The sequence below is a fragment of the Burkholderia perseverans genome, assembly GCF_022870505.1.
Lineage (GTDB): Bacteria > Pseudomonadota > Gammaproteobacteria > Burkholderiales > Burkholderiaceae > Burkholderia > Burkholderia plantarii.
In genome coordinates, this window is the sequence record NZ_CP045094.1 from 3,391,405 (window position 1) to 3,415,003 (window position 23,599).

Annotated in this window: 18 protein-coding genes; 8 read left to right on the forward strand and 10 right to left on the reverse strand. The window is 68.6% G+C overall.

Translation table 11 applies throughout. The features are described 5' to 3' along the window. Positions 1-17 precede the first annotated feature (17 nt). Complete coding sequence (locus BpN12_RS29660; RefSeq protein WP_246795714.1) at positions 18-1,205, forward strand: AAA family ATPase; 1,188 nt, start codon at positions 18-20, stop codon at positions 1,203-1,205. A 34-nt stretch (positions 1,206-1,239) separates the two neighbouring features. Then, on the forward strand, positions 1,240-1,788 hold the full coding sequence (locus tag BpN12_RS29665) for a DUF4276 family protein (RefSeq protein WP_246795715.1): 549 nt from the start codon (positions 1,240-1,242) through the stop codon (positions 1,786-1,788). Between the two features lie 80 nt (positions 1,789-1,868). On the opposite strand, the gene BpN12_RS29670 is transcribed toward BpN12_RS29665, so the two are convergent. The 5 genes from BpN12_RS29670 to apbC form a co-directional block, all read right to left on the reverse strand. After that, positions 1,869-2,591 carry a lysozyme inhibitor LprI family protein gene (locus tag BpN12_RS29670; protein ID WP_246795716.1) on the reverse strand — a complete coding sequence of 241 codons (723 nt, stop codon included), beginning with the start codon at positions 2,589-2,591 and terminating at the stop codon, positions 1,869-1,871. A 20-nt stretch (positions 2,592-2,611) separates the two neighbouring features. Beyond that, entirely contained in the window at positions 2,612-4,891 is a 2,280-nt protein-coding gene (locus BpN12_RS29675; protein ID WP_246795717.1) for an arginine/lysine/ornithine decarboxylase, read from the reverse strand. 88 nt (positions 4,892-4,979) lie between these two features. Beyond that, positions 4,980-5,549 carry a dCTP deaminase gene (dcd, locus tag BpN12_RS29680; RefSeq protein ID WP_013699055.1) on the reverse strand — a complete coding sequence of 190 codons (570 nt, stop codon included), beginning with the start codon at positions 5,547-5,549 and terminating at the stop codon, positions 4,980-4,982. 110 nt (positions 5,550-5,659) lie between these two features. Then, positions 5,660-6,187 (reverse strand): superoxide dismutase family protein, encoded by a 528-nt coding sequence (locus tag BpN12_RS29685; protein ID WP_198251400.1) that lies wholly within the window; start codon positions 6,185-6,187, stop codon positions 5,660-5,662. A 125-nt stretch (positions 6,188-6,312) separates the two neighbouring features. Continuing rightward, positions 6,313-7,401: an iron-sulfur cluster carrier protein ApbC gene (apbC, locus tag BpN12_RS29690; RefSeq protein ID WP_246795718.1), complete on the reverse strand. Its 1,089-nt coding sequence runs from the start codon at positions 7,399-7,401 to the stop codon at positions 6,313-6,315. A 335-nt stretch (positions 7,402-7,736) separates the two neighbouring features. On the opposite strand from apbC, the gene BpN12_RS29695 reads away from it, so the two are divergent. Together BpN12_RS29695 and metG are read left to right on the forward strand one after the other, a co-directional pair. Then, positions 7,737-8,387, forward strand: a complete 651-nt coding sequence (locus tag BpN12_RS29695) for a YiaD family glycine zipper/OmpA-like lipoprotein (protein ID WP_246795719.1) — start codon at positions 7,737-7,739, stop codon at positions 8,385-8,387. 551 nt (positions 8,388-8,938) lie between these two features. Next, entirely contained in the window at positions 8,939-11,092 is a 2,154-nt protein-coding gene (gene metG, locus BpN12_RS29700; protein ID WP_246795720.1) for a methionine--tRNA ligase, read from the forward strand. A gap of 69 nt (positions 11,093-11,161) precedes the next feature. On the opposite strand, the gene BpN12_RS29705 is transcribed toward metG, so the two are convergent. Together BpN12_RS29705 and BpN12_RS29710 are read right to left on the reverse strand one after the other, a co-directional pair. After that, positions 11,162-15,472: a translocation/assembly module TamB domain-containing protein gene (locus BpN12_RS29705; protein WP_246795721.1), complete on the reverse strand. Its 4,311-nt coding sequence runs from the start codon at positions 15,470-15,472 to the stop codon at positions 11,162-11,164. A gap of 22 nt (positions 15,473-15,494) precedes the next feature. Then, entirely contained in the window at positions 15,495-17,288 is a 1,794-nt protein-coding gene (locus BpN12_RS29710; RefSeq protein WP_425306334.1) for an autotransporter assembly complex protein TamA, read from the reverse strand. Between the two features lie 296 nt (positions 17,289-17,584). Between BpN12_RS29710 and BpN12_RS29715 the strand changes: the two genes are divergently transcribed. From BpN12_RS29715 to panD, 4 genes are all read left to right on the forward strand, one after another. Then, positions 17,585-17,773, forward strand: a complete 189-nt coding sequence (locus BpN12_RS29715; protein ID WP_246795723.1) for a DUF3460 family protein — start codon at positions 17,585-17,587, stop codon at positions 17,771-17,773. A gap of 4 nt (positions 17,774-17,777) precedes the next feature. Then, positions 17,778-18,647 carry a segregation and condensation protein A gene (locus BpN12_RS29720; protein WP_246795724.1) on the forward strand — a complete coding sequence of 290 codons (870 nt, stop codon included), beginning with the start codon at positions 17,778-17,780 and terminating at the stop codon, positions 18,645-18,647. Positions 18,648-18,922: 275 nt separating this feature from the next. Beyond that, complete coding sequence (gene panC / locus BpN12_RS29725) at positions 18,923-19,762, forward strand: pantoate--beta-alanine ligase (RefSeq protein ID WP_246795725.1); 840 nt, start codon at positions 18,923-18,925, stop codon at positions 19,760-19,762. A gap of 43 nt (positions 19,763-19,805) precedes the next feature. Continuing rightward, on the forward strand, positions 19,806-20,192 hold the full coding sequence (gene panD, locus BpN12_RS29730) for an aspartate 1-decarboxylase (protein WP_042625753.1): 387 nt from the start codon (positions 19,806-19,808) through the stop codon (positions 20,190-20,192). Positions 20,193-20,393: 201 nt separating this feature from the next. Here panD and BpN12_RS29735 read toward each other — a convergent pair whose 3' ends face one another. From BpN12_RS29735 to BpN12_RS29745, 3 genes are all read right to left on the reverse strand, one after another. Further along, entirely contained in the window at positions 20,394-21,083 is a 690-nt protein-coding gene (locus tag BpN12_RS29735; protein ID WP_246795726.1) for a ParA family protein, read from the reverse strand. Positions 21,084-21,487: 404 nt separating this feature from the next. After that, positions 21,488-21,916: a DoxX family protein gene (locus tag BpN12_RS29740; protein ID WP_246795727.1), complete on the reverse strand. Its 429-nt coding sequence runs from the start codon at positions 21,914-21,916 to the stop codon at positions 21,488-21,490. A gap of 118 nt (positions 21,917-22,034) precedes the next feature. Then, positions 22,035-23,552 (reverse strand): cobyric acid synthase, encoded by a 1,518-nt coding sequence (locus BpN12_RS29745; protein WP_425306335.1) that lies wholly within the window; start codon positions 23,550-23,552, stop codon positions 22,035-22,037. Positions 23,553-23,599 lie beyond the last annotated feature (47 nt).

Genomic DNA, 23,599 nt, shown 5'->3' on the forward strand with positions numbered 1-23,599 from the left:
ACTATCGGGTTGGAAAAATGCAGATCGAATTCATCGAGATCAAAAATTTCCGCCTGTTCCGTGACACGAAGCTCACGAACATTCCCCGCCTGTGCGTGCTGGTCGGCGCCAACGGGACCGGGAAGACCACCCTGTTCGACGTGTTCTGCTTTCTGAAGGATGCGCTCGTCATGAATGTCGGGAAGGCCGTTGCGAAGCGCGGCGGCTTTCGCGAACTGGCCAGCCGCGGTTGCGCCGACCAGCCCATCGAGATCACGCTGCAATTCCGGCTGGAGATTACCGGCCGCGAGCGGCTCGCGACCTACCTGCTCAAGATCGAACCGGATGCGAACGGCCGCCCCACCGTCGCTCGCGAAGTGCTGCGCTATAAACGCAGTAGCTATGGCGCGCCTTTCTATTTCCTCGATTTCACCTACGGCAAGGGCTACGCCATCACCAACGAGGAAGACTTCTCGAAACCCGACGAAGCCCTTGCCCGGGAAGAACAGGAGCTGGACGGTAACGACATCCTGGCGATCAAGGGCCTTGGCCAGTTCGACCGCTTCAAGGCTGCCAGTGCGTTTCGCCAGATGATCGAGAGCTGGCACATCTCCGACTTTCATGTCTCCGACGCCCGGCCCAGCCAGGACGACGGCTATGCCGAGCACCTCTCGACGCGAGGCGACAACCTGCCATTGGTCGCCAATTACCTGTTCGAACATCATCGCGACCGTTTCGATGCGGTACTCGACGCCATGCAGCGCCGCGTGCCCGGCGTGTCCGTCGTCGAGGCCAAACCCACCGAGGACGGGCGGCTGGTCCTGCGCTTTCAGGACGGCAGCTTCAAGGATCCGTTCATTGCGCGGTACGTTTCCGACGGCACGATCAAGATGTTCGCGTATCTGGTGCTGCTCCATGATCCGAAACCCTTCCCGCTGCTTGCCGTCGAGGAACCGGAAAACCAGCTGTATCCGGAACTGCTGCCGGAGCTGGCCGAGGAATTCCGCGACTATGCGGAACGAGGGGGCCAGGTCTTCATTTCGACGCACTCGCCAGATTTCCTCAATGCGCTCTCACTCGAAGAAATCTACTGCCTGAAAAAGGATGATGGTTTTACCGTCATTTCTCGAGCCAGCGATTCGGAAAATCTGCGCTCGCTTTTTGAGCAGGGCGATCTGCCCGGATACCTGTGGAAACAAGGCTTGTTCGAAGGGGTCAACCGGTAACGGGACGCGTCATTTTTTTGCTGAAGAGCCGTCGATGGCAGCGCTGCTCAATGGCTTGCTGCCCCGGTTGATTCCCGGCTGGCAGGAGACGATCGACTTCCTCTGCGTTCCTCACGAAGGAAAAAGCGATCTCGATCGCAGCATTCCTCGCAAGCTCCAAGGGTGGCGAGAACCGGGCGTGCGCTTCGTCGTGGTCCGCGACAACGACAACGCGGACTGCGTCGCCATCAAGACTCGCCTTGCAACGCTGTGCCGCCATGCCGGGCGGCCCGACACGCTGGTCCGTCTCGTCTGCCAGGAACTCGAAAGCTGGTATGCCGGCGATCTCGTGGCGCTCGCGGCAGCTTATCCGGACGTCGACATCAATACCACGCGCTATCGAAAACGCGTCGCCAAGCCCGACTCTCTGAATAAACCCTCGGTGGAGTTGAAGTCAGCCATTCCGCGATTTCAGAAATTGTCGGGGGCGAGGGCCATGGCTCCCCATCTTTCCCTGACACCGAAGAGCAATGCATCGCATAGTTTCGGCGTCTTCGTCGCCGGCGTGAAACAGCTTGCCGGCGATGGCGACGCCGGCGGCTGACACAGCCGCGCGACCTATGCCCCAAAAAAAACGGACGCCGAGGCGTCCGTTTTTTCGTCTGCACCGCAGATTCACCGGCGCTACTTGTTGTTCACCGTCTCCGAGAACCGCTTCAGCGTCGCCACGCGCGCGCCGATCAGATCGACGCGCTGCTGCTCGCTGATCAGCGGCGTGGTCGCGTCGCGGAATCCCACCCAGGCGCGCTGGGCACGCACCAGCATCGGCCGCGAGCGCGACGGCATGCGCTTTTGCAGCTTCACGTAGTAGCGGTTCAGATCGAACAGCGCGTGTTCGCAGGCGGCATCGTCCGAGCAGGCCCGCACGCGATGCACGGCGTCGGCCGCGCCGTTCGGCTTGGCGTAGCGATCGGCGGCGTCGCGCAACGAAAGCGCGCGGTCGCGCACCGGCTGGATCCGCATGTCGGCGCTCGCCATCGCGTACATCGTGCCGCTGGTGGTCGCGTAGACGGCCTGCGCGAGCAGCGTCTCGTCCTTGCGCCACAGCTGCCAGCGCCGCTGGCTCTCCTGCCAGCCGCGCTTCGCGCTCGCCGGCGCGACCGTGTTCAGCTGCGCGAACGCATCGTCCACGGCCGTCAGCCATTTGGCGCGCGCCTCGTCCATGCACTGGATCTGGCCCACCGTCGACGACCGGTCGCGCCGCGCGAGGCACTGCCGCATGCCGACGTCGATCGGATCGGCCGCGGCCACCTCCGCGCGCGCCGGCGCGGCCGCGCCGAGCCAGCCGGCCAGCGCCAGCACCGCCGCGGCCAGCGCGCGAGCGCGGCGCGCGCCGGCGGAGCGCATCGTCCCGAACCGTACCATCGTCAGCCGCGCACGCAGTCGACGTAGTACTCGACGCGCCCGTTCACTTCCTCGGCGACGAGGCCGTGGACATCGGTGTGGAAGCCCGGGAAGCGCTCGTTGAAGTCGCGCGCGAACCGCAGGTAGCTGACGATGGTGGCGTTGAAGCGCTCGCCCGGGATCAGCAGCGGGATGCCCGGCGGATACGGCGTGAGCAGGATGCTGGTCACGCGGCCTTCCAGCTCGTCGAGCGGCACGCGGTCGATCTCGCGGTGCGCGAGCTTGGCGAACGCGTCGGACGCCTTCATCGCCGGCTCCATGTCCGACAGGTACATCTCGGTGGTCAGGCGCGCGATGTCGTTGGCGCGGTAGACGTCGTGGATCTGCGTGCAGAGGTCACGCAGGCCGACGCGCTCGTAGATCGGATACTGCGCGACGAACTCGGGCAGCACGCGCCACAGCGGCTGGTTGTTGTCGTAGTCGTCCTTGAACTGCTGCAGCTCGGTGACCATCGAGTTCCAGCGGCCCTTGGTGATGCCGATCGTGAACATGATGAAGAACGAGTAGAGCCCGGTCTTCTCGACGATGATGCCGTGCTCGGCCAGGTACTTCGTGACGATCGCGGCCGGAATCCCGGTCTCGCCGAACTCGCCGTCCACGTCCAGGCCCGGCGTGATGATCGTGGCCTTGATCGGGTCGAGCATGTTGAAGCCTTCCGCGAGCGGGCCGAAGCCGTGCCAGCGGTCGTTCGGGCGCAGCATCCAGTCCTCGCGCGAGCCGATGCCCTCGTCGGGCAGCGTGTCCGGGCCCCAGACCGAGAAGAACCAGTCGTCGCCGTACTCGGCGTCGACCTTGCGCATCGCGCGGCGGAAGTCGATCGCCTCGGCGATCGATTCCTCGACCAGCGCGGTGCCGCCCGGCGGCTCCATCATCGCGGCCGCCACGTCGCACGAGGCGATGATCGCGTACTGCGGGCTCGTCGAGGTATGCATCAGGTAGGCCTCGTTGAAGCGGTGCTTGTCGAACGTGCGGTTCTCCGAGTCCTGCACCACGATCTGCGAGGCCTGCGAAATGCCGGCCAGCAGCTTGTGCGTGGAGTGCGTCGCAAACACCAGCGCGCCGGTGCGCGGCCGGCCCGCGCCGATCGCGTGCATGTCCTGGTAGAACTCGTGGAACTCGGCGTGCGGCAGCCAGGCTTCGTCGAAGTGCAGCGTGTCGAGCAGGTCGCCGAGCAGGTCCTTGATCTGTTCGACGTTGTAGATCACGCCGTCGTAGGTGCTCTGCGTGATCGTCAGGATCCGCGGCTTGGCGTTCGGATTCTTCTTCAGCGCCTCGCGCGCGAACGGGTTCGCCTCGATCTTCTTGCGGATGTTCTCGGGCTTGAACTCGTCGCGCGGGATCGGGCCGATGATGCCGAAGTGGTTGCGCGTCGGCGTCAGGAACACCGGAATCGCGTGCGTCATCGTGATCGCGTGCAGGATCGACTTGTGGCAGTTGCGGTCCACCAGCACGATGTCGCCCGGCGCGACGGTGGCGTGCCAGACGATCTTGTTCGAGGTCGAGGTGCCGTTGGTCACGAAGAACAGGTGATCGGCGCTGAAGATCCGCGCGGCGTTGCGCTCCGAGGCCGCCACCGGTCCGGTGTGGTCGAGCAGCTGGCCGAGTTCGTCGACGGCGTTGCAGACGTCGGCGCGCAGCATGTTCTCGCCGAAGAACTGGTGGAACATCTGGCCGAGCGGGTTCTTCAGGAACGCCACGCCGCCCGAGTGGCCCGGGCAGTGCCACGAGTACGAACCCTCGTCGGCGTACTTGACGAGTTCCTTGAAGAACGGCGGCGCGAGCGAATCGAGGTAGACCTTGGTTTCGCGGATGATGTGGCGCGCCACGAACTCCGGGGTGTCCTCGAACATGTGGATGAAGCCGTGCAGCTCGCGCAGCACGTCGTTCGGGATATGGCGCGAGGTGCGCGTCTCGCCGTACAGGAAGATCGGGATGTCGGCGTTGCGGCGGCGCACCTCGGTCACGAACGCGCGCAGCTCGAGGATCGCCGTGGCGAGTTCGGGCAGCTCGCCGTCCGGGCCGGTTTCGCCCAGCATCAGTTCGTCGTCGTCGATCGACAGGATGAAGCACGACGCGCGGCTCGACTGCTGCGCGAACGAGGTCAGATCGCCGTAGCTCGTCAGGCCGAGGACTTCCACGCCCTCCTTCTCGATCGCTTCGGCAAGCGCCCGGATGCCGGAGCCCGAGATGTTCTCGGAGCGGAAATCTTCGTCGATGATGACGACGGGAAAACGAAACTTCATGGGCGAATCTCCAAAAAGAACGACCGCGGCGCCTCAAAGCGCGGCGGTCACCCGGTCACTGGTTGGCGTGTAGCGGTAAACAACCAGATCAGGTTTTCGGCAGCGTGACACCGCGCTGGCCCTGGTACTTTCCGCCGCGATCGGCATACGACACGTCGCAGACCTCGTCGCTCTCGAAGAACAGCACCTGCGCGACGCCCTCGTTCGCGTAGATCTTGGCCGGCAGCGGCGTGGTGTTCGAGAATTCGAGCGTCACGTAGCCTTCCCACTCGGGCTCGAACGGCGTGACGTTGACGATGATCCCGCAGCGCGCGTAGGTGGATTTGCCAAGGCAGACCGTCAGCACCGTGCGCGGGATGCGGAAATACTCGACCGTGCGCGCGAGCGCGAACGAGTTCGGCGGGATGATGCAGACGTCGCCCTTGAAGTCGACGAACGAACCCTCGTCGAAGTTCTTCGGATCGACGATCGTCGAATTGATGTTGGTGAAGATCTTGAATTCGTCCGCGCACCGGATGTCGTAGCCGTAGCTCGACGTGCCGTAGCTGACGATCCTGCGGCCGTCCTCGGACGCACGGACCTGATCGGGCACGAACGGCTCGATCATCTTGTGTTGCTCGGCCATGCGCCGGATCCACTTGTCGGACTTGATGCTCATAAAAAGGCGCCAGATAACGCTACAGATCGGGGTCGCGCCGCCGGTCGCACCGGACGGCGGGGAAAGGCGCACATTTTACGCGATCGCGGCCGGCACGCGGCGCCGCGTCATCAGCGCACCACGCCACAGGCCAGGCCCGGGCCGGCGCCGTGCTGCGGGAAGGCGGGGTCGCCGGGATCGCGGTGGATCAGCACCGAGCGGCCGAGCACCGAGCGCACGCCGTCGAGGGCCACGTCGGGCGCGACGATGAAGCCGGCGGCCACGCCGTTCGAGTCGGCGTGGATGTTGCCGAGATCGCCGGCCACGCGCGCGCCGGCGCGCAGCCGGTCGGCGCCGGGCGCGAACACCGGGCCGGCGCTCGCGCCGTCCACCGCGTTGCAGTCGCCGCGGTCGTGGACCTGCAGCGCGTGATCGGTGCTCGGCGGCAGGCCGGCGACGTTGTAGGTGACCTGCACGCCGTCGGGGCGCTCGACGAAGGTCAGCGTGCCGCGCGCCTGGCTGCCGAAGGTGGGCTGCAGCAGCGCGTCGGCGCGTTTCTCGTGGGTGGACGCGAACGACGTGCAGCCGTTCAGCAGGACCATGGCGGCCAGGACGGTACACGCGGTGACGCATGTCGTCCGGTCGATTCGTTGTTTCATGCGATCCTCACGCCAGCGCGCCTGCCGCACAGGCTGACCCGCGGGCAGGACAGGAAAGGGGACCAGGGGAAAGTCGCCATGATACCCCGGCTCGCCGCGCGCGAAACACTGTTTTGGCCCCCGTTTCAGGTATTTTGCACCACGATGGACGGGAACTTCGAGGTCATGTCCTTGGCGCGCTCGGCGATCGTGATCGCGACCTGCCGCGCGATCTCGCGATAGCGCGCGGCCACCGTCGAGTCGGGCGCGGCGGCCACGGTGGGCGTGCCGCTGTCGGCCTGCTCGCGGATCGCGATGTCGAGCGGCAGGCTGCCGAGCACCGGCACGCCGTAGTCGGCCGCCATGCGCGCCGCGCCGCCGGCGCCGAAGATGTGTTCCTCGTGGCCGCAGTTCGAGCAGATGTGCAGGCTCATGTTCTCGACGATGCCGATGATCGGGATGCCGACCTTCTCGAACATCTTGAGCCCCTTCTTCGCGTCGAGCAGCGCGATGTCCTGCGGCGTCGTCACGATCACGGCGCCCGTCACCGGCACGCGCTGCGCGAGCGTGAGCTGGATGTCGCCGGTGCCGGGCGGCATGTCCACGATCAGGTAGTCGAGGTCGCGCCAGTTGGTCTGGCGCAGCAGCTGTTCCAGCGCCGAGGTGGCCATCGGGCCGCGCCAGACCATCGGGTTGTCCTCGTCGATCAGGAAGCCGATCGAGTTGGCCTGCAGGCCGTGGCCGAGCATCGGGTTCATCGACTGGTTGTCGGGCGAGTCGGGGCGGCCGTGGATGCCGAGCATGGTCGGCAGCGACGGGCCGTAGATGTCGGCGTCGAGGATGCCGACCGAGGCGCCCTCGGCGGCCAGCGCGAGCGCGAGGTTGACGGCGGTCGTGCTCTTGCCGACGCCGCCCTTGCCCGAGGCCACCGCGACGATGTTCTTCACGTTCGGCAGCAGCTTCACGCCGCGCTGCACCGTGTGCGCGACGATCTCCTGCTGCACCGCCACGCGCGCGGCGCGCACGCCCGGCACCGCCGCCAGCGCGGCGGCGATGCGCTGGCGCACCTCCTCGTGCTGGCTGCGCGCCGGATAGCCGAGCACGACCGACACCGAAACCGTGTCGCCGTCGATCGCGACCTCGCGCAAGCCCTTGTTCGCCGCATACGGGCGGCCCGTGTTGGGGTCGACGAGCGCCGCAAGCGCGGCGTCGACTGTGGCCCGGTCAATACTCATCGAAACTCCGTGAAGACATGGATTCGCCCGCACGCGGCCCGTGGCCGTATCGGGTGCAACGAAACGTGAAGAATCGTCAGGAAACGGCCCGGCAGGCGGGAAAAGTGAAAGAATTTATTGCAGTCATTGCGCGAAACCGCCCGCGGCGCAATGATCGCCTGCGGCGTCCCTCGGGGACATATCGCCCCCGCAACGCCTATATTGTAGAGGCTGGACGCGGCTTCGTCCGAACAGCCTTGGTCCCGGACGGGGCATGCGGCCCGCCCGCGCGGCCCCGCCCGCGGACCTCGCATCAGCGTAGTGACCGATTCGTTCACTTCAGAAAGGAACTCGACATGAATACCAAAATCGCGACGCGCCTCTCCGTCTTCGCCATCGCCGGCGCCCTGCTCGCCGGCTGCGCCACGCAACAGGGCAACAACACCGCCGTGGGCACCGGCGCGGGCGCCGCGCTCGGCGCGGGCATCGGCGCGCTGGCCGGCGGCGGCAAGGGCGCGGCGATCGGCGCCGGGATCGGCGCGCTGGCCGGCGGCGTGACCGGCTACAACTGGCAGGCGATCAAGAACCGCATCGCGCCGTCGGCGCAGCGCACCGGCACGCAGGTGACGGAGCAGCCGGACGGCTCGCTGAAGCTGAACGTGCCGAGCTCGGTGACGTTCGCGACCGACCAGTACGCGATCACGCCGGCGTTCGCCCCGCTGCTCAACGACCTGTCCGCGTCGCTGAACCAGAACCCGCAGATCACCGCCTCGGTGGTCGGCTATACCGACAGCACCGGCTCGGCCGCGCACAACCAGACGCTCTCGCAGAACCGCGCGCAGAGCGTGGTCACCGCACTGGTGCAGCGCGGCGTAGCGGGCGGCCGCCTGTCGGCGCAAGGCATGGGCGCCTCGAACCCGGTGGCCGACAACGCCACCGACGCCGGCCGCGCCCAGAACCGCCGCGTCGAGATCTACCTGCGCGCGCCGCAGCAGCCGCAGCAATAACGCGACGCGACCGGAGAGCGGGCTCGCGTCGATCGCGCGCAGGCCCGCCAGGCAAGCCTTCCGGGGCACCGGCACTGGATTCGAAAATTTTTTCGAACTTATTGCGCGGGCCTGGGTCTTTCCTTACGGTACGCGGTGGAATGAACGCTGCCGCGGCACCATTCTCCTCTTGTCGTTGTTGCTCCGGGGCACCAGTCGCCCCGGTTTTTTTTACCCGGAATCGGTCTGCTGTATCGCAGCAATTCATCCGTCCCCAGCGCGCAATGTCTCCCGTCTTCCGCGTTGACCGCGAAACGCCGCAACGGCGGCGCGCTTCGATGCCTCGCGCGCACACGCCGAAAGCACATTGAAAGCGTGGTGCAAAGCGCGACGCCGATTCGCCGCAACCACGCCGAAGCGACCTGAATTCGGCTGAAAAACCGCCGAAACGGCGCGCAAACGCGCCGCTTGCCGCGACGCCGGGAGCACTCGCGCACCGCCTGTTAGAATCTCGCATTCCGACGCATTCCCCGACCCGAGCCGCGACTTGCGCGGCCTTCCCTGACGACCCTATGTCCGCATCCGATCTCAATACCGTGCAGGCCGGCGCGCCCTCGAGCCGCCGCCAGATCTTCGTCACCTCCGCACTGCCCTACGCGAACGGGCAAATCCACATCGGCCACCTGGTCGAGTACATCCAGACCGACATCTGGGTGCGGACGCTGCGAATGCACGGCCATGAGGTCTACTACATCGGCGCCGACGACACGCACGGCACGCCGATCATGCTGCGCGCCGAACAGGAAGGCATCACGCCGAAGCAGCTGATCGAGCGCGTCTGGCGCGAGCACAAGCGCGACTTCGACAGCTACGCGATCTCGTTCGACAACTTCTACACGACGGACTCCGACGAGAACCGCGTGCTGAGCGAGAACATCTATCTGGCGCTGAAGGACGCGGGCCTGATCGCCGAGCGCGACATCGAACAGGCTTACGACCCCGTCAAGGAAATGTTCCTGCCGGACCGCTTCATCAAGGGCGAGTGCCCGAAGTGCCACGCGAAGGACCAGTACGGCGACAGCTGCGAGGTGTGCGGCTCGACCTACCAGCCCACCGAGCTGCTGAACCCGTATTCGGTGGTGTCGGGCGCCACGCCGATCCGCAAGACGTCGACGCACCACTTCTTCAAGCTGTCCGACCCGCGCTGCGAGAACTTCCTGCGCGGCTGGGTGGGCGGCCTCGCGCAGCCCGAGGCCACCAACAAGATGCGCGAATGGCTCGGCGAGGCCGGCGACGCGAAGCTGGCCGACTGGGACATCTCGCGCGACGCGCCGTATTTCGGCTTCGAGATCCCGGGCGCGCCCGGCAAGTACTTCTACGTCTGGCTCGACGCGCCGGTGGGCTACTACGCGAGCTTCAAGAACCACTGCGAGAAGCTCGGGCTCGACTTCGACGCCTGGACGCGTCCCGGCTCGACGGCCGAGCAGTACCACTTCATCGGCAAGGACATCCTCTACTTCCATACGCTGTTCTGGCCCGCGATGCTCGAGTTCTCGGGCCACCGCACGCCGACCAACGTGTTCGCGCACGGCTTCCTGACCGTGGACGGCGCGAAGATGTCGAAGTCGCGAGGCACCTTCATCACGGCGCAGAGCTACATCGACACGGGCCTGAACCCCGAGTGGCTGCGCTACTACTTCGCCGCGAAGCTGAACGCGACGATGGAAGACCTCGACCTGAACCTCGAGGATTTCCAGGCGCGCGTGAACAGCGATCTGGTCGGCAAGTACGTGAACATCGCGAGCCGCGCGGCGGGCTTCCTGATCAAGCGCTTCGAGGGCCGCGTGCAGGACAGCGCGATGAACCATCCGCTGCTCGCCTCGCTGCGCGGCGCGATCCCGCAGATCGCCGCGCACTACGAGGCGCGCGAATACGGCCGCGCGCTGCGCCAGACCATGGAGCTGGCCGACGCGGTGAACGGCTACGTCGATACCGCCAAGCCGTGGGAACAGGCCAAGGATCCGGCCAACGCGGTGGCGCTGCACGAAACCTGCAGCGTGAGCCTGGAGGCGTTCCGCCTGCTGTCGCTGGCGCTCAAGCCGGTGCTGCCGCGCGTGGTCGAATCGGTCGAGGCGTTCCTCGGCATCGCGCCGCTGACCTGGGCCAGCGCCGCGACGCCGCTGTCGTCGACGCAGCCCGTCAACGCGTATCAACACCTGATGACGCGCGTCGACCCGAAGCAGATCGCGGCGCTGCTCGAGGCGAACCGCGGCTCGCTCGCGCCGGCCGACGCGGCCAAGGCCGCGAGCGCCGATCCGAAGGCGAAGGGCGCCAAGGACGCGAAGCCGGCGAAGGACGCGAAAGAGGCGAAGGACGCCGGTGACGGCACGATCTCGATCGACGACTTCACGAAGGTCGACCTGCGGATCGCGAAGATCATCGCGTGCCAGGCCGTGGAAGGCTCGGACAAGCTGCTGCAGCTCACGCTCGACATCGGCGAGCAGACGACCCGCAACGTGTTCTCGGGGATCAAGTCGGCCTACCGGCCCGAGGATCTGGTCGGCAAGCTGACCGTGATGGTCGCCAACCTCGCGCCGCGCAAGATGAAGTTCGGCATGTCCGAGGGCATGGTGCTGGCCGCCTCGGCGAAGGATGAGAAGTCGGAACCGGGCCTCTACCTCCTCGAACCGCACAGCGGCGCGAAGCCGGGCATGCGCGTGAGCTGATCGCCGCAAGCAGCGGCATCCGAAAAAAACCCGCTCGTCGAGCGGGTTTTTTCATGCGCGAACCGTTCGTTACCTGCTCCGCGCCCACCACCATTTGTCGAAGCGCCGCGTGTAGTTCAGGTCGATCCCCTGGAAGGTGCCGCCGTAGGCCGACACGGCCCAGAACCGCGACAGATTGATGGTCATCTTGAACGCGTTGCTGGCCGACTGCAGGCCCTGCTCGTAGCCGAGCACGAAGCGCTCGTTGATCGCCTTCGAGAGCTGCACCACCTGCGGATCGGTGAGCCCGACGTCGCTGCGGCCGATGGTGAACTCGTCGAGGCCGACCGTCTGCGCGATACGCTTGCCGCTCGCGCTGCCGAGCAGCGCGAGCGCCGTCGTCATGGTGTTCTGCTGGCCGAGGTTGTTGCCCTGGTCGGTGCCGTGGCCGAACAGCAGCCACGAGAGCTTCTCGTTGTCGGCCACGTTCGGCTCCGAGACCAGCTTCGCGGTCGGCGACTGCACCGTGCCCGTCACCTGCACGCCCGCCTCCACCTCCTGATTGCGGCGCATCGCGAGGATGTTGATGCCGGGGTTCGCGATCGGGCCGTTGAACGTGAAGAAGCCGTTCTCGATCGCGAGCTTGCGGCCGAACGTCGAGTAGGTCGAGCCCTCGGTCACGCGGACGTTGCCGACCGCGCGCAGCGGCAGGCCCGGCGCGCTCATCACCGTGATCGTGCCGCGCAGGCCGAGGTCGGCGCCGTGTCCCTGGAAGCGGAAATGATCGCCGAGATCGATGTCGACGTTCGCGCGCGGCCCGAGCGCCGGCGCCGGCTTCTCTGCGATCGCCTTCGGCACGCCGGAAGCGGTCTTCGTCTCGCCCGGCACGGTGCCGTCGGGACGCACGATCACGACGTCCTCGGAGAGCTGCGGCGCCGACGACTCGGGCAGGTCGAACAGCGCCCGATCCACGGTGAACTTGCCGTTGATCGCGAGCTGGCCGCGCGGCCCGTCGTTCTGCACGCTCGCGTTGCCCGACAGCGAGAGCTTGCGGTCCGGCGAGGCGAACAGCTCGAGCTTGTCGGCCACGATGCTGGCCGTGAGGTCGGGCGCGTCGCCGTCGAGCCGCACGCGGCCGAGCGCGCGCAGCGTGCCTTCGGCGCCGTGGAATTCGACCTGCTGGAACTCGACGAGGTTGTCGGTGAGGCGAATCCGCACGATGCCGTCCTTCAGCTGTACGCCCTGGTCGACCATCGTCGCCGACAGCTTGTCGCCGCTCAGCGTGCCGGACAGGTCGGGCCTGGCCGGCGTGCCGGCCACGCTGAGCTTCAGCGCGGCGCGTCCGTCGAACAGGTAGCTCGGCCCGAGCAGGCCGCCGGTGGTGCGCAGCGCCGGGATGTCCACGTCGACGTTGCCCGACAGCGGGCCGTCGTCGGCCACGCCGAGCACGCCGTCGCGCAACGCGAACGGCACGCCGATGGTGGCGTCGGCGGTGCCGATCCGGCTCGCCTTCGCATGCAGCGTGGTGTTGAGCCGGTTGCCGGCGCCGAACTCGGCGCGCGCGCTGAGTTCGGTGATGCCGAGCGAGGCGATGCCGCGCCCGGCCTCGACCGTCACGTCGCCCGCGCGGCGGCGGATCTGCAGGTGGCCGCTGGCGGTGCCGGCCAGCGTCAGGTCCCAGTCGCCATCGAGCACGAGGTCGGTGCGCACCGGCGCGCGCGCGCCGGTCAGGAACTCGCGCACCTGCAGCGCGCGCGCGACCGACAGATTGGTCAGCGTGCCAGCCGTGCGCAGCGTGCCGTGGTCGAGCGTGAAGCCGCGCAGCGCGAGCACCGCGCCCTCGATGGTCAGCCGGCTCGCGCCGAGCACCACGTGCCCGGCGCCGGCCGACACCGAGAGCGGCGCCTCGAGAGAGACCGCCGGCGTGCCGCGATTGACGAGTTCCGAGACCGTGCCGTCCCAGCGGCTGCCGCCCGCGGCCTCGGTCAGGCCGCCCGCCGCGGCGAGATGCAGGTTGATCACGCGGCCGTCGGCGTTGCCGAGCGCCGACGCCTCGAGCGTGTGCTTCGCGCGCGTACCGGCCAGCTTCGCGTTGAGCGTCCTGAGGCTGATCGAGCCGAGCACGAGATCGTTCGCGTCGACCGACAGCGCGAGCGCGCCGTTCGCGCCGTCGCGGATCTGCGCGTGGCCCTCGGCCGAGCCGATCCGGTTGCTGCCGACCACCACGCTGGTGGCTTTGTAGTCGGCATCGATGTTCGGATGCGCGAGGCTGCCGGTCAGCTCGCCGTGCGCGGCCACGAGGCCTTGCAAGCCGAAGCCGAGCCGGTCGAGCCGCGGCGCGTCGACGGCGAAGCGCAGGCGGTCGCCGGCCGCGCCGAAGCTGCCGTTCAGCGAGACCTGGTTGCCGGCCACCGAGAGTTCGGCCGTGCTCGGCAGCAGCCGCGTGCCGGCGAGCTGCAGCGTGCCCTGCCCCGTCATCGGCACGCCGTCGTAGACGCTCTCGCCGAGCTGGAACCGCAGCTTCGCGGTGAGCGTGGGCGCGAGCGCGCCGGTGGCCGCGAGCGTGCCGTTCACGCGCGCCTCGACGGGCCGCGCAGCCCCGGCCGCGCGCCGCACGGGTGCCGCGGCCGGGGCTTTCTTCGCGCTCGTTCCGCTCGCCGCCGGTTTGCCGCGTGCGGCGGCCGAGGCACCCGGGTTCAGCGTCGAGAACGCCAGTGGATTGAAATCGACCAGCGTCGCCTTGAGGTCGTAGCTCGCCGCCTTGTCGCGCCTGAGCACGCCGCTCAGGTCCACGCGGCCCTTGCCGGCCGACACGCGCGCGCGCCGGATGGTGGTGGCGTTCGCGTCGGTCGTCACGTCGGCGCTGATGCCGAGCGCGAGCTTCGGATCGGCCAGGTCCACCGTCGCGTGCTGCGAGCCGGCGTCGAGCGCGACCACGATCGGGCCGCCGAGCCGCATCGGCCGCACCGCGTTCGAGAACAGCGTCGGATCGAGATTGGCGGCCTGCAGGTCGAAGCGGCCGTGGTTCGAAGCGAGCGCGCCGCCGCCTGTCACGCTGCCGTCGCGCAGCGTGCGCAGCACGAAACCGTCGAGGCGCTGCTCGCGCGCGTCGAGCCTGACGCGGGTGTGGATGTCGACGAGCGGCAGCTTGCCGTCGGCCAGCAGGCCCGGCGCGGCGTTGACGACCGACACGGTGCCGGCCACCACGAATGCGGGCGAGGCGGCATGCGCGGCGGCGGTCGAGGCCGGGGCGGATGCACCGGACGCCGCTTGCGCGGTGGCCGGCGCGGCGGAACCGGAGGCCGCCGGGTTCACGACCGGATTCGAAACCGGGTTCACAGCCGCCAGACCAGAGGCCGCCGTCATCGAAGCCGCGGAAGCCCCCGGACCCACCGAAGCCGAAGCGGCACCGGCCCCGCCCTCCGCCGGCGCCAGCTCGGCGCGCACCGCCAGATCGGCGACCGGCGCGCCCGGCGCGAGCGCGCGCGGATTCACGTGATCGAACGCGAGCGTGGCGCGCGTGAGCGGCACCGCGCCGAACGGCGCGGCCTCGATGTGCGCGCGCCCGGCCAGCTTCATCCCCGAGGCGTCGAGGTCGACCGCGAGCGCCTCGAGCGAACCCGACAGCCTGGCATGCGCGTCGACCTGTTCGTTCGATACCTTGCCGGCATAGGTCGCCGCGCCGTCGATCGCGAACGGACGCGCGCCGTCGAGCCGCGCGTTCGCGCTCAGCGCGCCGAACGGCGTGTCGAGCCGGTCGAGCGATACCGTGTGATGACGTCCGTCGCTCGCACCATGGAACACCAGGTTCGAGAGCTCGGTGGTCGCGCCGGCCTCGTGGATGCGCAGCGTGTCGAAGCGCAGGTCGCGCAGCATCAGTTGCAGCGGCAGGTTCAGGTTGCGCGGCAGCGTGGTGGGCGTCGTGCCCGGCGGCGCCGGCGCGACCGTGACGTCGATGGTGCCGGCGCGCAGCGTATCGACGGTGAAGCGCAGCGGCGCGCGCGTGAGCGCCCAGCGCGACACGACGCGATCGATCCGGACTTCGGTGCTCTTGCCGCCGGGCGGCGCCCAGGCGATGTTCCTCAGGCGCACCCCGGTGGCGAGCGCGCCGCCATCCAGCGTGCCCGACAGCCGGCCGCCGAGCACCGCCACGGCCGCCTGCCAGGCGAGCCGGGTACCGCGTTCGGTGAACACCGCGCCGGCCAGCGCCCCGACCAGCAACACCACGATCAGCAACACCACGCCCACCGTCCACGCGAGCGCGCGGCCGAGCCGGTGCCGGCGCGGCGGCCCGGGCGGCGGCGCGGCGGCATCGTTCGGCGCGGGGCCGTCGCCCGGCAGGTCCGGGGGGCCGCCCGCCCAGGCGGGCTCGCGCGGCGGCGGGGAATCGTCCTTCGTCATGCTGGAATCCGGAAAACCATCGTCAGAATGCGATGCCGAGCGTCAGGTACGGCCGCACGCTGCGGTTGCGCAGCCCGTAGGCCAGGTCGACGTTGACCGGCCCGACGGGGCTGCGCCAGCGCGCGCCCACGCCGACGCCGGGATAGAACACGCGCTCGCCCCACGCATCGGTGGCGGTGCCGATGTCGAAGAAGGTCGCCGCGCCCCAGTCGTGGTTGAACCAGTGCTGATACTCGGCGGTGCCCGTCATCAGGTACTTGGTCGGCAGCACCGAGCCGTCCACGGTGTTGCCGATGCTCTGATAGCCGTAGCCGCGCACCGAGTTCGAGCCGCCCGCGCGGAACAGCAGCGAGGCCGGCACGCCCGCCGAGCCGCCGCTCGTGAACACGCCGCCCACCTCCGCGCGGAACAACACCAGGTCGCGCTTGCCGACCGGGATGTACTGCTGGGCGCGCGCGTAGCCGCGCACGAAGGTCTGGTCGGTCAGCAGGCCCTTGATCGCGAAGCCGGCCTCGGCGTGGATCAGGTTGCCCGAGCGCGGGAACAGCGGATCGTCGACGTTGCGGCGCGTCCACGACCATTGCGGCACCAGCGCGCGGCTGGTGGTCGGGCCGGCGCCGTTCTGGTCGAGCCGGTCCTCGTAGAACATGATCGAGTAGGTGTAATCGATGTTCTGGCTCGTCTTGGCGCGCTGCACGCCCACCCGCGCGCTGTAGATGCGCGTGTCCGACACGTTGGTGTTGGTGTACGACGCCAGCACGCTGTTGGTCCAGGCGCGCGGGCCGGGCGGCATCGACAGCTGTACCTGCCCGTACTGCTGGATCTGGTCGATGCGGCCCGACACCTGCAGCGGCCATGCCGCGCCGAACGTATCCAGATACGTGTACGAGCCCTGCACGTGCGGCCCGGTGTCGGTCGCGTAGCCGACGCCGCCGCGCACGCTGTTGAACGGGTATTCGCTGACCTTGACGTGGACCGGCGTGTTGTCGGGCTTCGCGGTGTCGTCGCCGACGTCGATCGCGACGCTCGCGTAGTACGGCGTGTTCTGCACCTGCCGCTGCAGCTCGTTGATGCGCTGCACGTCGTAGATCTCGCCCACGCCGAGCGGGTTGACGTTGCGGATGATGCGCTCGGGATAGCGGCGCTGGCCGCTCACGTCGAGCGCGCCGATGGTAAACGTCGGCCCGCTGTCGAACGTGACCGACAGCTTCGCGGTGCGCGTGCGCGGATCGACGCGCGCCTGCGAGGCGACGATCTTCGCGCCGAGGTAGCGACGCGACTGCAGCTGCTTCAACGCACCGTTCTTCGCGTCGTCCCAGCCCGACTGCGTGAACGCATCGCCTTCGTGCAGCGAGAACGCGAGCCGGGTGGCCGTCTCCTGCTTCGGGTCCTCGGTGCCGACCGGGCCGCGAAACGTCAGCTCGACGCCGGCCACGGCCGTCTGCGGACCGGGATCGACCTTGATCGTCACGGCGCGCTTGCCGTCGTGGTTGCGCACGTCGGTCGCCACCACCGGCGAGAAATAGCCGGCGGTGGCGGTCAGGTCGCGCACCTGCTGCGGCGTCGCGGTGATCAGGAACTCGAACTGGTCGTCGGAGATGTCGTCGCGCTTCGCGAAGCGCGACAGGTCGAGATGCTGCTTGAGCAGGCTGCGCACCGAGCGCGGCGCGTCGATGTCGACCTCGTATTTCGCCTGGGCCGGCAGCGCGAAGCCGGCCGCGAGGCAGCCGAGCAGGATGCCCGCGAGGCGCGGCCGCGCCCGGGGCGACGCGGGCGAGGCAAGCCACTGGAACAGGCGCGACGGCAGCGCCGCCATGCGAGCGTGCGTTGCCGCGCGGCGGGCGCGACGCTCGTCTGCTGAAATGGCCAGCCCTGTCAAATACCGCCCCCTCGGAGAATGTTCGGAACGAAAGACGCCATTTGACCACACCGGCATCCGGCCGCCGCGGCGCAATTTTGAAAGATCATCAAATCCGGCGCCGCTCGCGACCTGCCGCGCTGCTTCGACGCCGCCGGCCGCCGACTGTTCCCCGCGATGCGGTAAAATCCCGCCATCCCCAAACCCGGGCGGCCCGCCGGCACGCGGCGCGCCCGTTTCGCACGGAACCGACCATGTCGTATCAGTCCGAAGTCACGCAATTCCTGAACCAGCTCAAGCAGCAGAAGCCGTCGCTCGAGGACGAACAGCGCAAGGGCCGCGCGCTGCTGTGGGACAAGCAGCCGATCGACCTCGACGAGCGCTCGGCGCAGCAGCAGTCGCGCGTGAAGCAGACCTCCTACGTCTATTACCAGAACTTCTGAGCCCGTGAGCGCCGCCGACGAGGCCGCCGCCAAGCCCGAGGACGCGCTCGCCGCGCCGGCCGGCGCCGATTCGACGCCCGACACGGTCGATGGCGTCGCGGCGTTCGCGCGCCTCTACGGCGAGCCGCTCTTCAAGCTGCCGCAGGATCTCTACATCCCGCCCGACGCGCTCGAAGTGTTCCTCGAGACCTTCGAGGGGCCGCTCGACCTGCTGCTGTACCTGATCCGCAAGCAGAACTTCAACGTGCTCGACATCCCGATGGCCGAGGTGACCGCGCAGTATCTCGGTTACGTCGACCAGATCCGCGAGTCGAACCTCGAACTCGCGGCCGAGTATCTGCTGATGGCCGCGATGCTCATCGAGATCAAGTCGCGCATGCTGCTGCCGGTCAAGAAGGCCGACACCGGCGAGGAAGCCGAGGATCCGCGCGCCGAACTCGTGCGCCGCCTGCTCGAATACGAGCAGATGAAGCTCGCCGCGCAGCGGCTCGACCAGCTGCCGCAGCTCGGCCGCGACTTCCTGCGCGCCGACGTCTATATCGAGCAGAGCAGCTCGCCGCGCTTTCCCGACGTGAACGCCGACGACCTGCGCGCGGCCTGGGCCGACGTGCTCAAGCGCGCGAAGCTGGTGCAGCATCACCGGATCTCGCGCGAGGAGCTGTCGGTGCGCGAGCACATGAGCCTGATCCTGCGCCAGTTGCAGAACGTGCGCTTCATGGAGTTCGCCGAGCTGTTCGACACCTCGCGCGGCGTGCCGGTGGTGGTGGTCAACTTCATCGCGATGCTCGAACTCGCGCGCGAATCGCTGATCGAGATCACCCAGCCCGAGCCGTTCGCGCCGATCTACGTGCGGCTCGCCTATCTGCCGGCCTGAAGCCGGCACCGGGCCGGCGGCGTCCTTGCCGTGCCCGGCGCTTCGACGGCCGACCGCATCCGGCCCGTGGCGCTTTCCCACGCCGTCTGTCCGTCGATAAAAAGCGAACGATCGTGCGCTTATCGGTGCGCTACCGCGGCAAATCCTCTACAATCGCCGACGCTCGCGCTTGCCCGCCTCCGTGCCCGGCTCGCGGGCGAGCGACACCTCCGATCACGACGCCGCGCAACCGCGGCGGCAACGCGCGAGACGCGCGAGGAACCGCCTGACCGATCATGAAAGTCATCAGCACGATCCAGGAGCTGCGCGACCAGTTGCGCGGCCAGAACCGCACGGCCTTCGTGCCGACGATGGGCAACCTGCATGACGGCCATCTGTCGCTGATGCGGCTCGCGCGCCAGCACGGCGATCCGGTCGTCGCGAGCATCTTCGTGAACCGGCTGCAGTTCGGCCCGAACGAGGACTTCGACAAGTACCCGCGCACGCTCGAACAGGACATCGAGAAGCTGCAGAAGGAAAACGTCTACGTGCTGTTCGCGCCCACCGAACGCGACCTCTATCCGGAGCCGCAGGAATACCGCGTGCAGCCGCCGCACGACCTCGGCGACATCCTCGAGGGCGAATTCCGCCCGGGCTTCTTCACCGGCGTCTGCACCGTGGTCACCAAGCTGATGGCCTGCGTGTCGCCGAAGGTGGCCGTGTTCGGCAAGAAGGATTACCAGCAGTTGATGATCGTGCGCCGCATGTGCCACCAGCTCGCGCTGCCGGTCGAGATCATTGCCGCCGAGACGGTGCGCGACGACGACGGCCTCGCGATGTCCTCGCGCAACCGCTTCCTGAGCGCGGCCGAACGCGCCGAGGCGCCGGAACTGGCGCGCGCGCTGCAGCGCGTGCGCGAGAGCGTGCTGGGCGGCGAACGCAACCTCGCGACCGTCGAGGCGCGCGCGCGCGAGGCGCTGGCCGCGCGCGGCTGGCAGCCCGACTACATCGCGGTGCGCCGCCGCGCCAACCTCGTCGCGCCGAGCGCCGAACAGCTCGAAGCCGGCGAGCCGCTGGTGGTGCTGGCGGCGGCCAAGCTCGGCACCACGCGCCTCATCGACAATCTCGAGATCTGACGGCCGCCGGCCGCGATTTCGCCAACCCGTCCCAGGAAACACCATGCAGCGCCACATGCTGAAATCGAAGATCCACCGCGCCACGGTCACGCACTGCGAGCTCCATTACGAAGGCTCCTGCGCGATCGACGAGGATCTGCTCGAAGCGTCGAACATCGTCGAGAACGAACGGATCGACATCTGGAACATCAACAACGGCGAGCGCTTTTCGACCTATGCGATCAAGGGCGAGCGCGGCAGCGGGATGATCTCGCTGAACGGCTCGGCCGCGCGCCGCGCGCAGCTGGGCGACCTGGTGATCATCGCTGCGTTCGCGGTGGTCGACGAGGCGGACCTGAAAGCGGGCTGGAAGCCGGATCTGGTGTTCGTCGACGAGCACAACAAGATGAAGGGCAGCCGCGACCACGTGCCGACCCAGAGCTGGACCTAAGTTGACACCGGGCTGGATTGGACCGGCGGCGTCGTGGTCAGGCCGTTCAGCTGGCCCGTGGGGTCGCGGGCCGTGAAGTTGGTCCGTGAAGTTGGTCCGTGAAGTTGGTCCGTGAGGTCCACCCAGGAAAGCAGCCGCCTGAAGGCGGCCCCGGATGACGGCCGACGTGATGCTCGCGCGGCACGGTGCGCGGGGCCGGCGTCAGCCCTGCTTCGTTTCGCCCTTGGCCTCGGCCTTCGCCTCCCCCTTCCCCTCGCCTTTCGCGGGCTTCGCCTGCGCCCATTCGACGATCGGCTGCCACTGCTCGAGATCCTTCTCGACGCGGCTTTTCGCGACGTCCCACAGCGTCAGGCCGTGCGCGGCCACCTGCACGTAGTTCTGCGTGTCGCGCAGGTAGCCGAGCACCGGCAGCTTCAGCCCCTCGACGAAACGCTGCAGCTGCTCGGCCGAGCGCGTGCGCGCGTCCACCCTCATCCCGACGATGCCGATCTGCACCGTGCCCTTGCGCACCGCCTTCTCGCCCGCGAGGCGTTCGAGGAAGTGCTGGGTCGCGAGGATGTCGAACATCGAGGGCTGGAGCGGCACGATTACCTTGTCGGCCAGATCGAGCGCCACGTCGAGCCGGTTGCCGTGCAGGCCGGCCGGCGTGTCGATCACGGCGTATTCGAGGCCGCGCGGCGGCCTGGCGGGATTGCCCGGATCGAGCGCCCAGGCTTCGATCGGCGGCAGCGCGTCGGGCCGCAGGCCGAGCCAGCCGTGCGAGGATTGCTGCCGGTCGAGATCGGCGAGCGCCACCCAGGCGCCCTGCGCCGCGAAATAGCCCGCCAGATTGGTGGACAGCGTGCTCTTGCCGACGCCGCCCTTCGGATTTGCCACCACGATCACCGTCATGTACGCCCCCGGAAAGCCGTGCGGCGCCGATCGGCCGGCGCCACGAGATTACGGATACAGGGAGCGATGATATCGGCAAAACGCATCGCACCGGAACGGGGCGCGCAAGGTGATGCGGGGACGACTGCGCGACGGAGGGGCGGCGGGCTTTGCGGATCAATGGTAGACGGGGCTCCGGGCGAGTTGCCGGTCGGTTGTTGGCCGGTCGTTGGCCGGTCGTTGACCGATTGCCGGTCGATCGCCAGTCGCTTGCGGACCGCGCTCGAATCGGCGTCGGCCGGACGCCGGTCAGCCGTCGTATCGGGCGCCGACGGTCCCCATGCGGCCCGTCAAGCAGCCGACATCGCGGCGCGTCGCCCGCCGCGCGCCCGATCCGAAAGCAGATTGAAATACGACCAACCGCCTCACACCGCGGCGCGCGCCCCGGCCCGCGGCTCCGCGGTCCGGCCGCCGAGCGCATAGGCACCGGCGCCGATCAGCGCCTGCACGGCCAGCGCGACCGCCCAGAACGCCGGATATTCCCAGCCGCCATGCGGCGATGCGAAGCTGAAGCCGTTCGGATAATGCGCATGCGCGGCGCCGAGCATGAACGGCAGCAGCACCAGCGCGGCGATCCGGACCTGGAAGCCCGACAGCAGCGCGAGTCCGCCCACCAGCTCGACGGCGGTGGTCAGGTAGGCGAGCCAGCCCGGCAGGCCCATCGATTCGAAGAACTGCGCGGTGCCGGGCAGCGTGAAGACGAACACCTTCTGGGCGACGTGGACGAGATACAGCAGGCCGAGCACCACGCGCAGCAGCGTGGCGCCCAGTTCGGCGGAACGGTTCGGGTTCATCGTGGACTCCGGTTCGGAAGGGAATGGAGCGAACTGTATTCGAAGCCGGCGGCCTCGATAAATCGCCGATCCGGCTTACATTACTTCCTATCAGGAATGAATCGAGCCGCCGCCCTCGTCAGGCGAACGCGCCGAAGATGCGTTCGAGATCGAGATGGGCGCCGAGCGTGTCGGCGAGCCGCTCGATCGACGCCTCGCGCAGCGCGGCCCAGTCCACCGCCTCGGCCGCGTCGAGCCCGGCCCATTCGAGCAGCGCCGCGCAGGCGTCGGGCCGCTCGAACACACCGTGGACGTAGGTCGCGAGGATCTGTCCGTCGGCCGAACGCGCCCCGTCGGGGCGCGTGCCGTGCGGGCCGTCGAGCAGCAGCGCGGGCGCCTCGAGCGCCGGGCCGCGCGTCTCGCCCATGTGGATCTCGTAGCCGGCCACGGCCGCGCCCGCGCCCGCGCCCCAGCCAAGCCGGCCGCTCACGTTGGCGAGCGTCTTGTCCGGCATCAGCGTCGTGTCGAAATCGAGCAGCCCGAAGCCGGCCACGCATGCGGCCGGCCCCTCCAGGCCGTGCGGGTCGTCGAGCGTGCGGCCCAGCATCTGCATCCCGCCGCAGATCCCGAGCACCTTGCCGCCGTAGCGCAGGTGGCGCTTGAGCGCCGTCTCCCAGCCGTGCGCGCGCAGCCATTCGAGATCGCGCTGCACGTTCTTCGAACCGGGCAGGATCACCAGATCGGCGGCCGGGATCGGCCCGCGCTTCCAGTACGAGAAGTCGACGCGCGGATGCGCGCGTAGCGCGTCGTAGTCGGTGTGGTTGCTGATGCGCGGCACGGCCGGCACGACCACCCGCAGCACGCTCGCCTCGCGGTCGGTGGCGCGCGTGTGGGCGAGGCTCGGCAGCATGTCCTCGGCGTCGAGCGCGAGGCCGTGCAGGTACGGCACCACGCCGAGCACGGGCTTGCCGGTGCGCGCCTCGAGCCAGTCGAGGCCGGGCTTGAGCAGCGCCGGATCGCCGCGAAAACGGTTGATCACGAAGCCGCGCACGCGCGCGCGCTCGCTGTCGGACAGGCAGGCGAGCGTGCCGAGCAGATGCGCGAACACGCCGCCGCGATCGATGTCGGCCACCAGCACCACCGGGCAATCGACCTGCTCGGCGAACCCCATGTTGGCGATGTCGCCCTCGCGCAGGTTGATTTCGGCCGGGCTGCCCGCGCCCTCGACGATCACCGCGTCGTAGCCGGCGCGCAGCCGCGCATAGGATGCCAGCACCGCCTCGAACGCGACCGGCTTGAAGGCGTGGTAGGCACGCGCGTCGAGGTTGGCATGCGCGTGGCCGTGGATGATCACCTGCGAGCCGCGGTCGCTGGTCGGCTTGAGCAGCACCGGGTTCAGGTCGGTATGCGCGTCGATGCCGGCCGCGATCGCCTGCAGCGCCTGGGCGCGGCCGATCTCGCCGCCGTCCGCCGTCACCGCGCTGTTGAGCGCCATGTTCTGCGGCTTGAACGGCGCGACGCGGGCGCCCGCGCGGCGCGCGAGCCGGCACAGGCCGGCCACCAGCGTGCTCTTGCCGGCGTCGGACGTGGTGCCCTGGATCATCAGCGTGCCGCGTGGCATGGGCAAACCGGCGAGCGGGCGATCGGGAGCGGTCATCGGCGGGAAACAGGCGGAAAGCGAAGGCCGCATTATCCCCCGCGCCG

Excerpts from the sequence above, each read along its gene's own strand:
- BpN12_RS29660 (WP_246795714.1), top strand. The coding sequence starts at position 18 with ATGCAGATCGAATTCATCGAGATCAAAAATTTCCGCCTGTTCCGTGAC.
- BpN12_RS29665 (WP_246795715.1), top strand. The coding sequence starts at position 1,240 with ATGGCAGCGCTGCTCAATGGCTTGCTGCCCCGGTTGATTCCCGGCTGG.
- BpN12_RS29670 (WP_246795716.1), bottom strand. The coding sequence starts at position 2,591 with ATGCGCTCCGCCGGCGCGCGCCGCGCTCGCGCGCTGGCCGCGGCGGTG.
- BpN12_RS29675 (WP_246795717.1), bottom strand. The coding sequence starts at position 4,891 with ATGAAGTTTCGTTTTCCCGTCGTCATCATCGACGAAGATTTCCGCTCC.
- dcd (WP_013699055.1), bottom strand. The coding sequence starts at position 5,549 with ATGAGCATCAAGTCCGACAAGTGGATCCGGCGCATGGCCGAGCAACAC.
- BpN12_RS29685 (WP_198251400.1), bottom strand. The coding sequence starts at position 6,187 with ATGAAACAACGAATCGACCGGACGACATGCGTCACCGCGTGTACCGTC.
- apbC (WP_246795718.1), bottom strand. The coding sequence starts at position 7,401 with ATGAGTATTGACCGGGCCACAGTCGACGCCGCGCTTGCGGCGCTCGTC.
- BpN12_RS29695 (WP_246795719.1), top strand. The coding sequence starts at position 7,737 with ATGAATACCAAAATCGCGACGCGCCTCTCCGTCTTCGCCATCGCCGGC.
- metG (WP_246795720.1), top strand. The coding sequence starts at position 8,939 with ATGTCCGCATCCGATCTCAATACCGTGCAGGCCGGCGCGCCCTCGAGC.
- BpN12_RS29705 (WP_246795721.1), bottom strand. The coding sequence starts at position 15,472 with ATGACGAAGGACGATTCCCCGCCGCCGCGCGAGCCCGCCTGGGCGGGC.
- BpN12_RS29710 (WP_425306334.1), bottom strand. The coding sequence starts at position 17,288 with ATGGCGGCGCTGCCGTCGCGCCTGTTCCAGTGGCTTGCCTCGCCCGCG.
- BpN12_RS29715 (WP_246795723.1), top strand. The coding sequence starts at position 17,585 with ATGTCGTATCAGTCCGAAGTCACGCAATTCCTGAACCAGCTCAAGCAG.
- panC (WP_246795725.1), top strand. The coding sequence starts at position 18,923 with ATGAAAGTCATCAGCACGATCCAGGAGCTGCGCGACCAGTTGCGCGGC.
- panD (WP_042625753.1), top strand. The coding sequence starts at position 19,806 with ATGCAGCGCCACATGCTGAAATCGAAGATCCACCGCGCCACGGTCACG.
- BpN12_RS29735 (WP_246795726.1), bottom strand. The coding sequence starts at position 21,083 with ATGACGGTGATCGTGGTGGCAAATCCGAAGGGCGGCGTCGGCAAGAGC.
- BpN12_RS29740 (WP_246795727.1), bottom strand. The coding sequence starts at position 21,916 with ATGAACCCGAACCGTTCCGCCGAACTGGGCGCCACGCTGCTGCGCGTG.
- BpN12_RS29745 (WP_425306335.1), bottom strand. The coding sequence starts at position 23,552 with ATGACCGCTCCCGATCGCCCGCTCGCCGGTTTGCCCATGCCACGCGGC.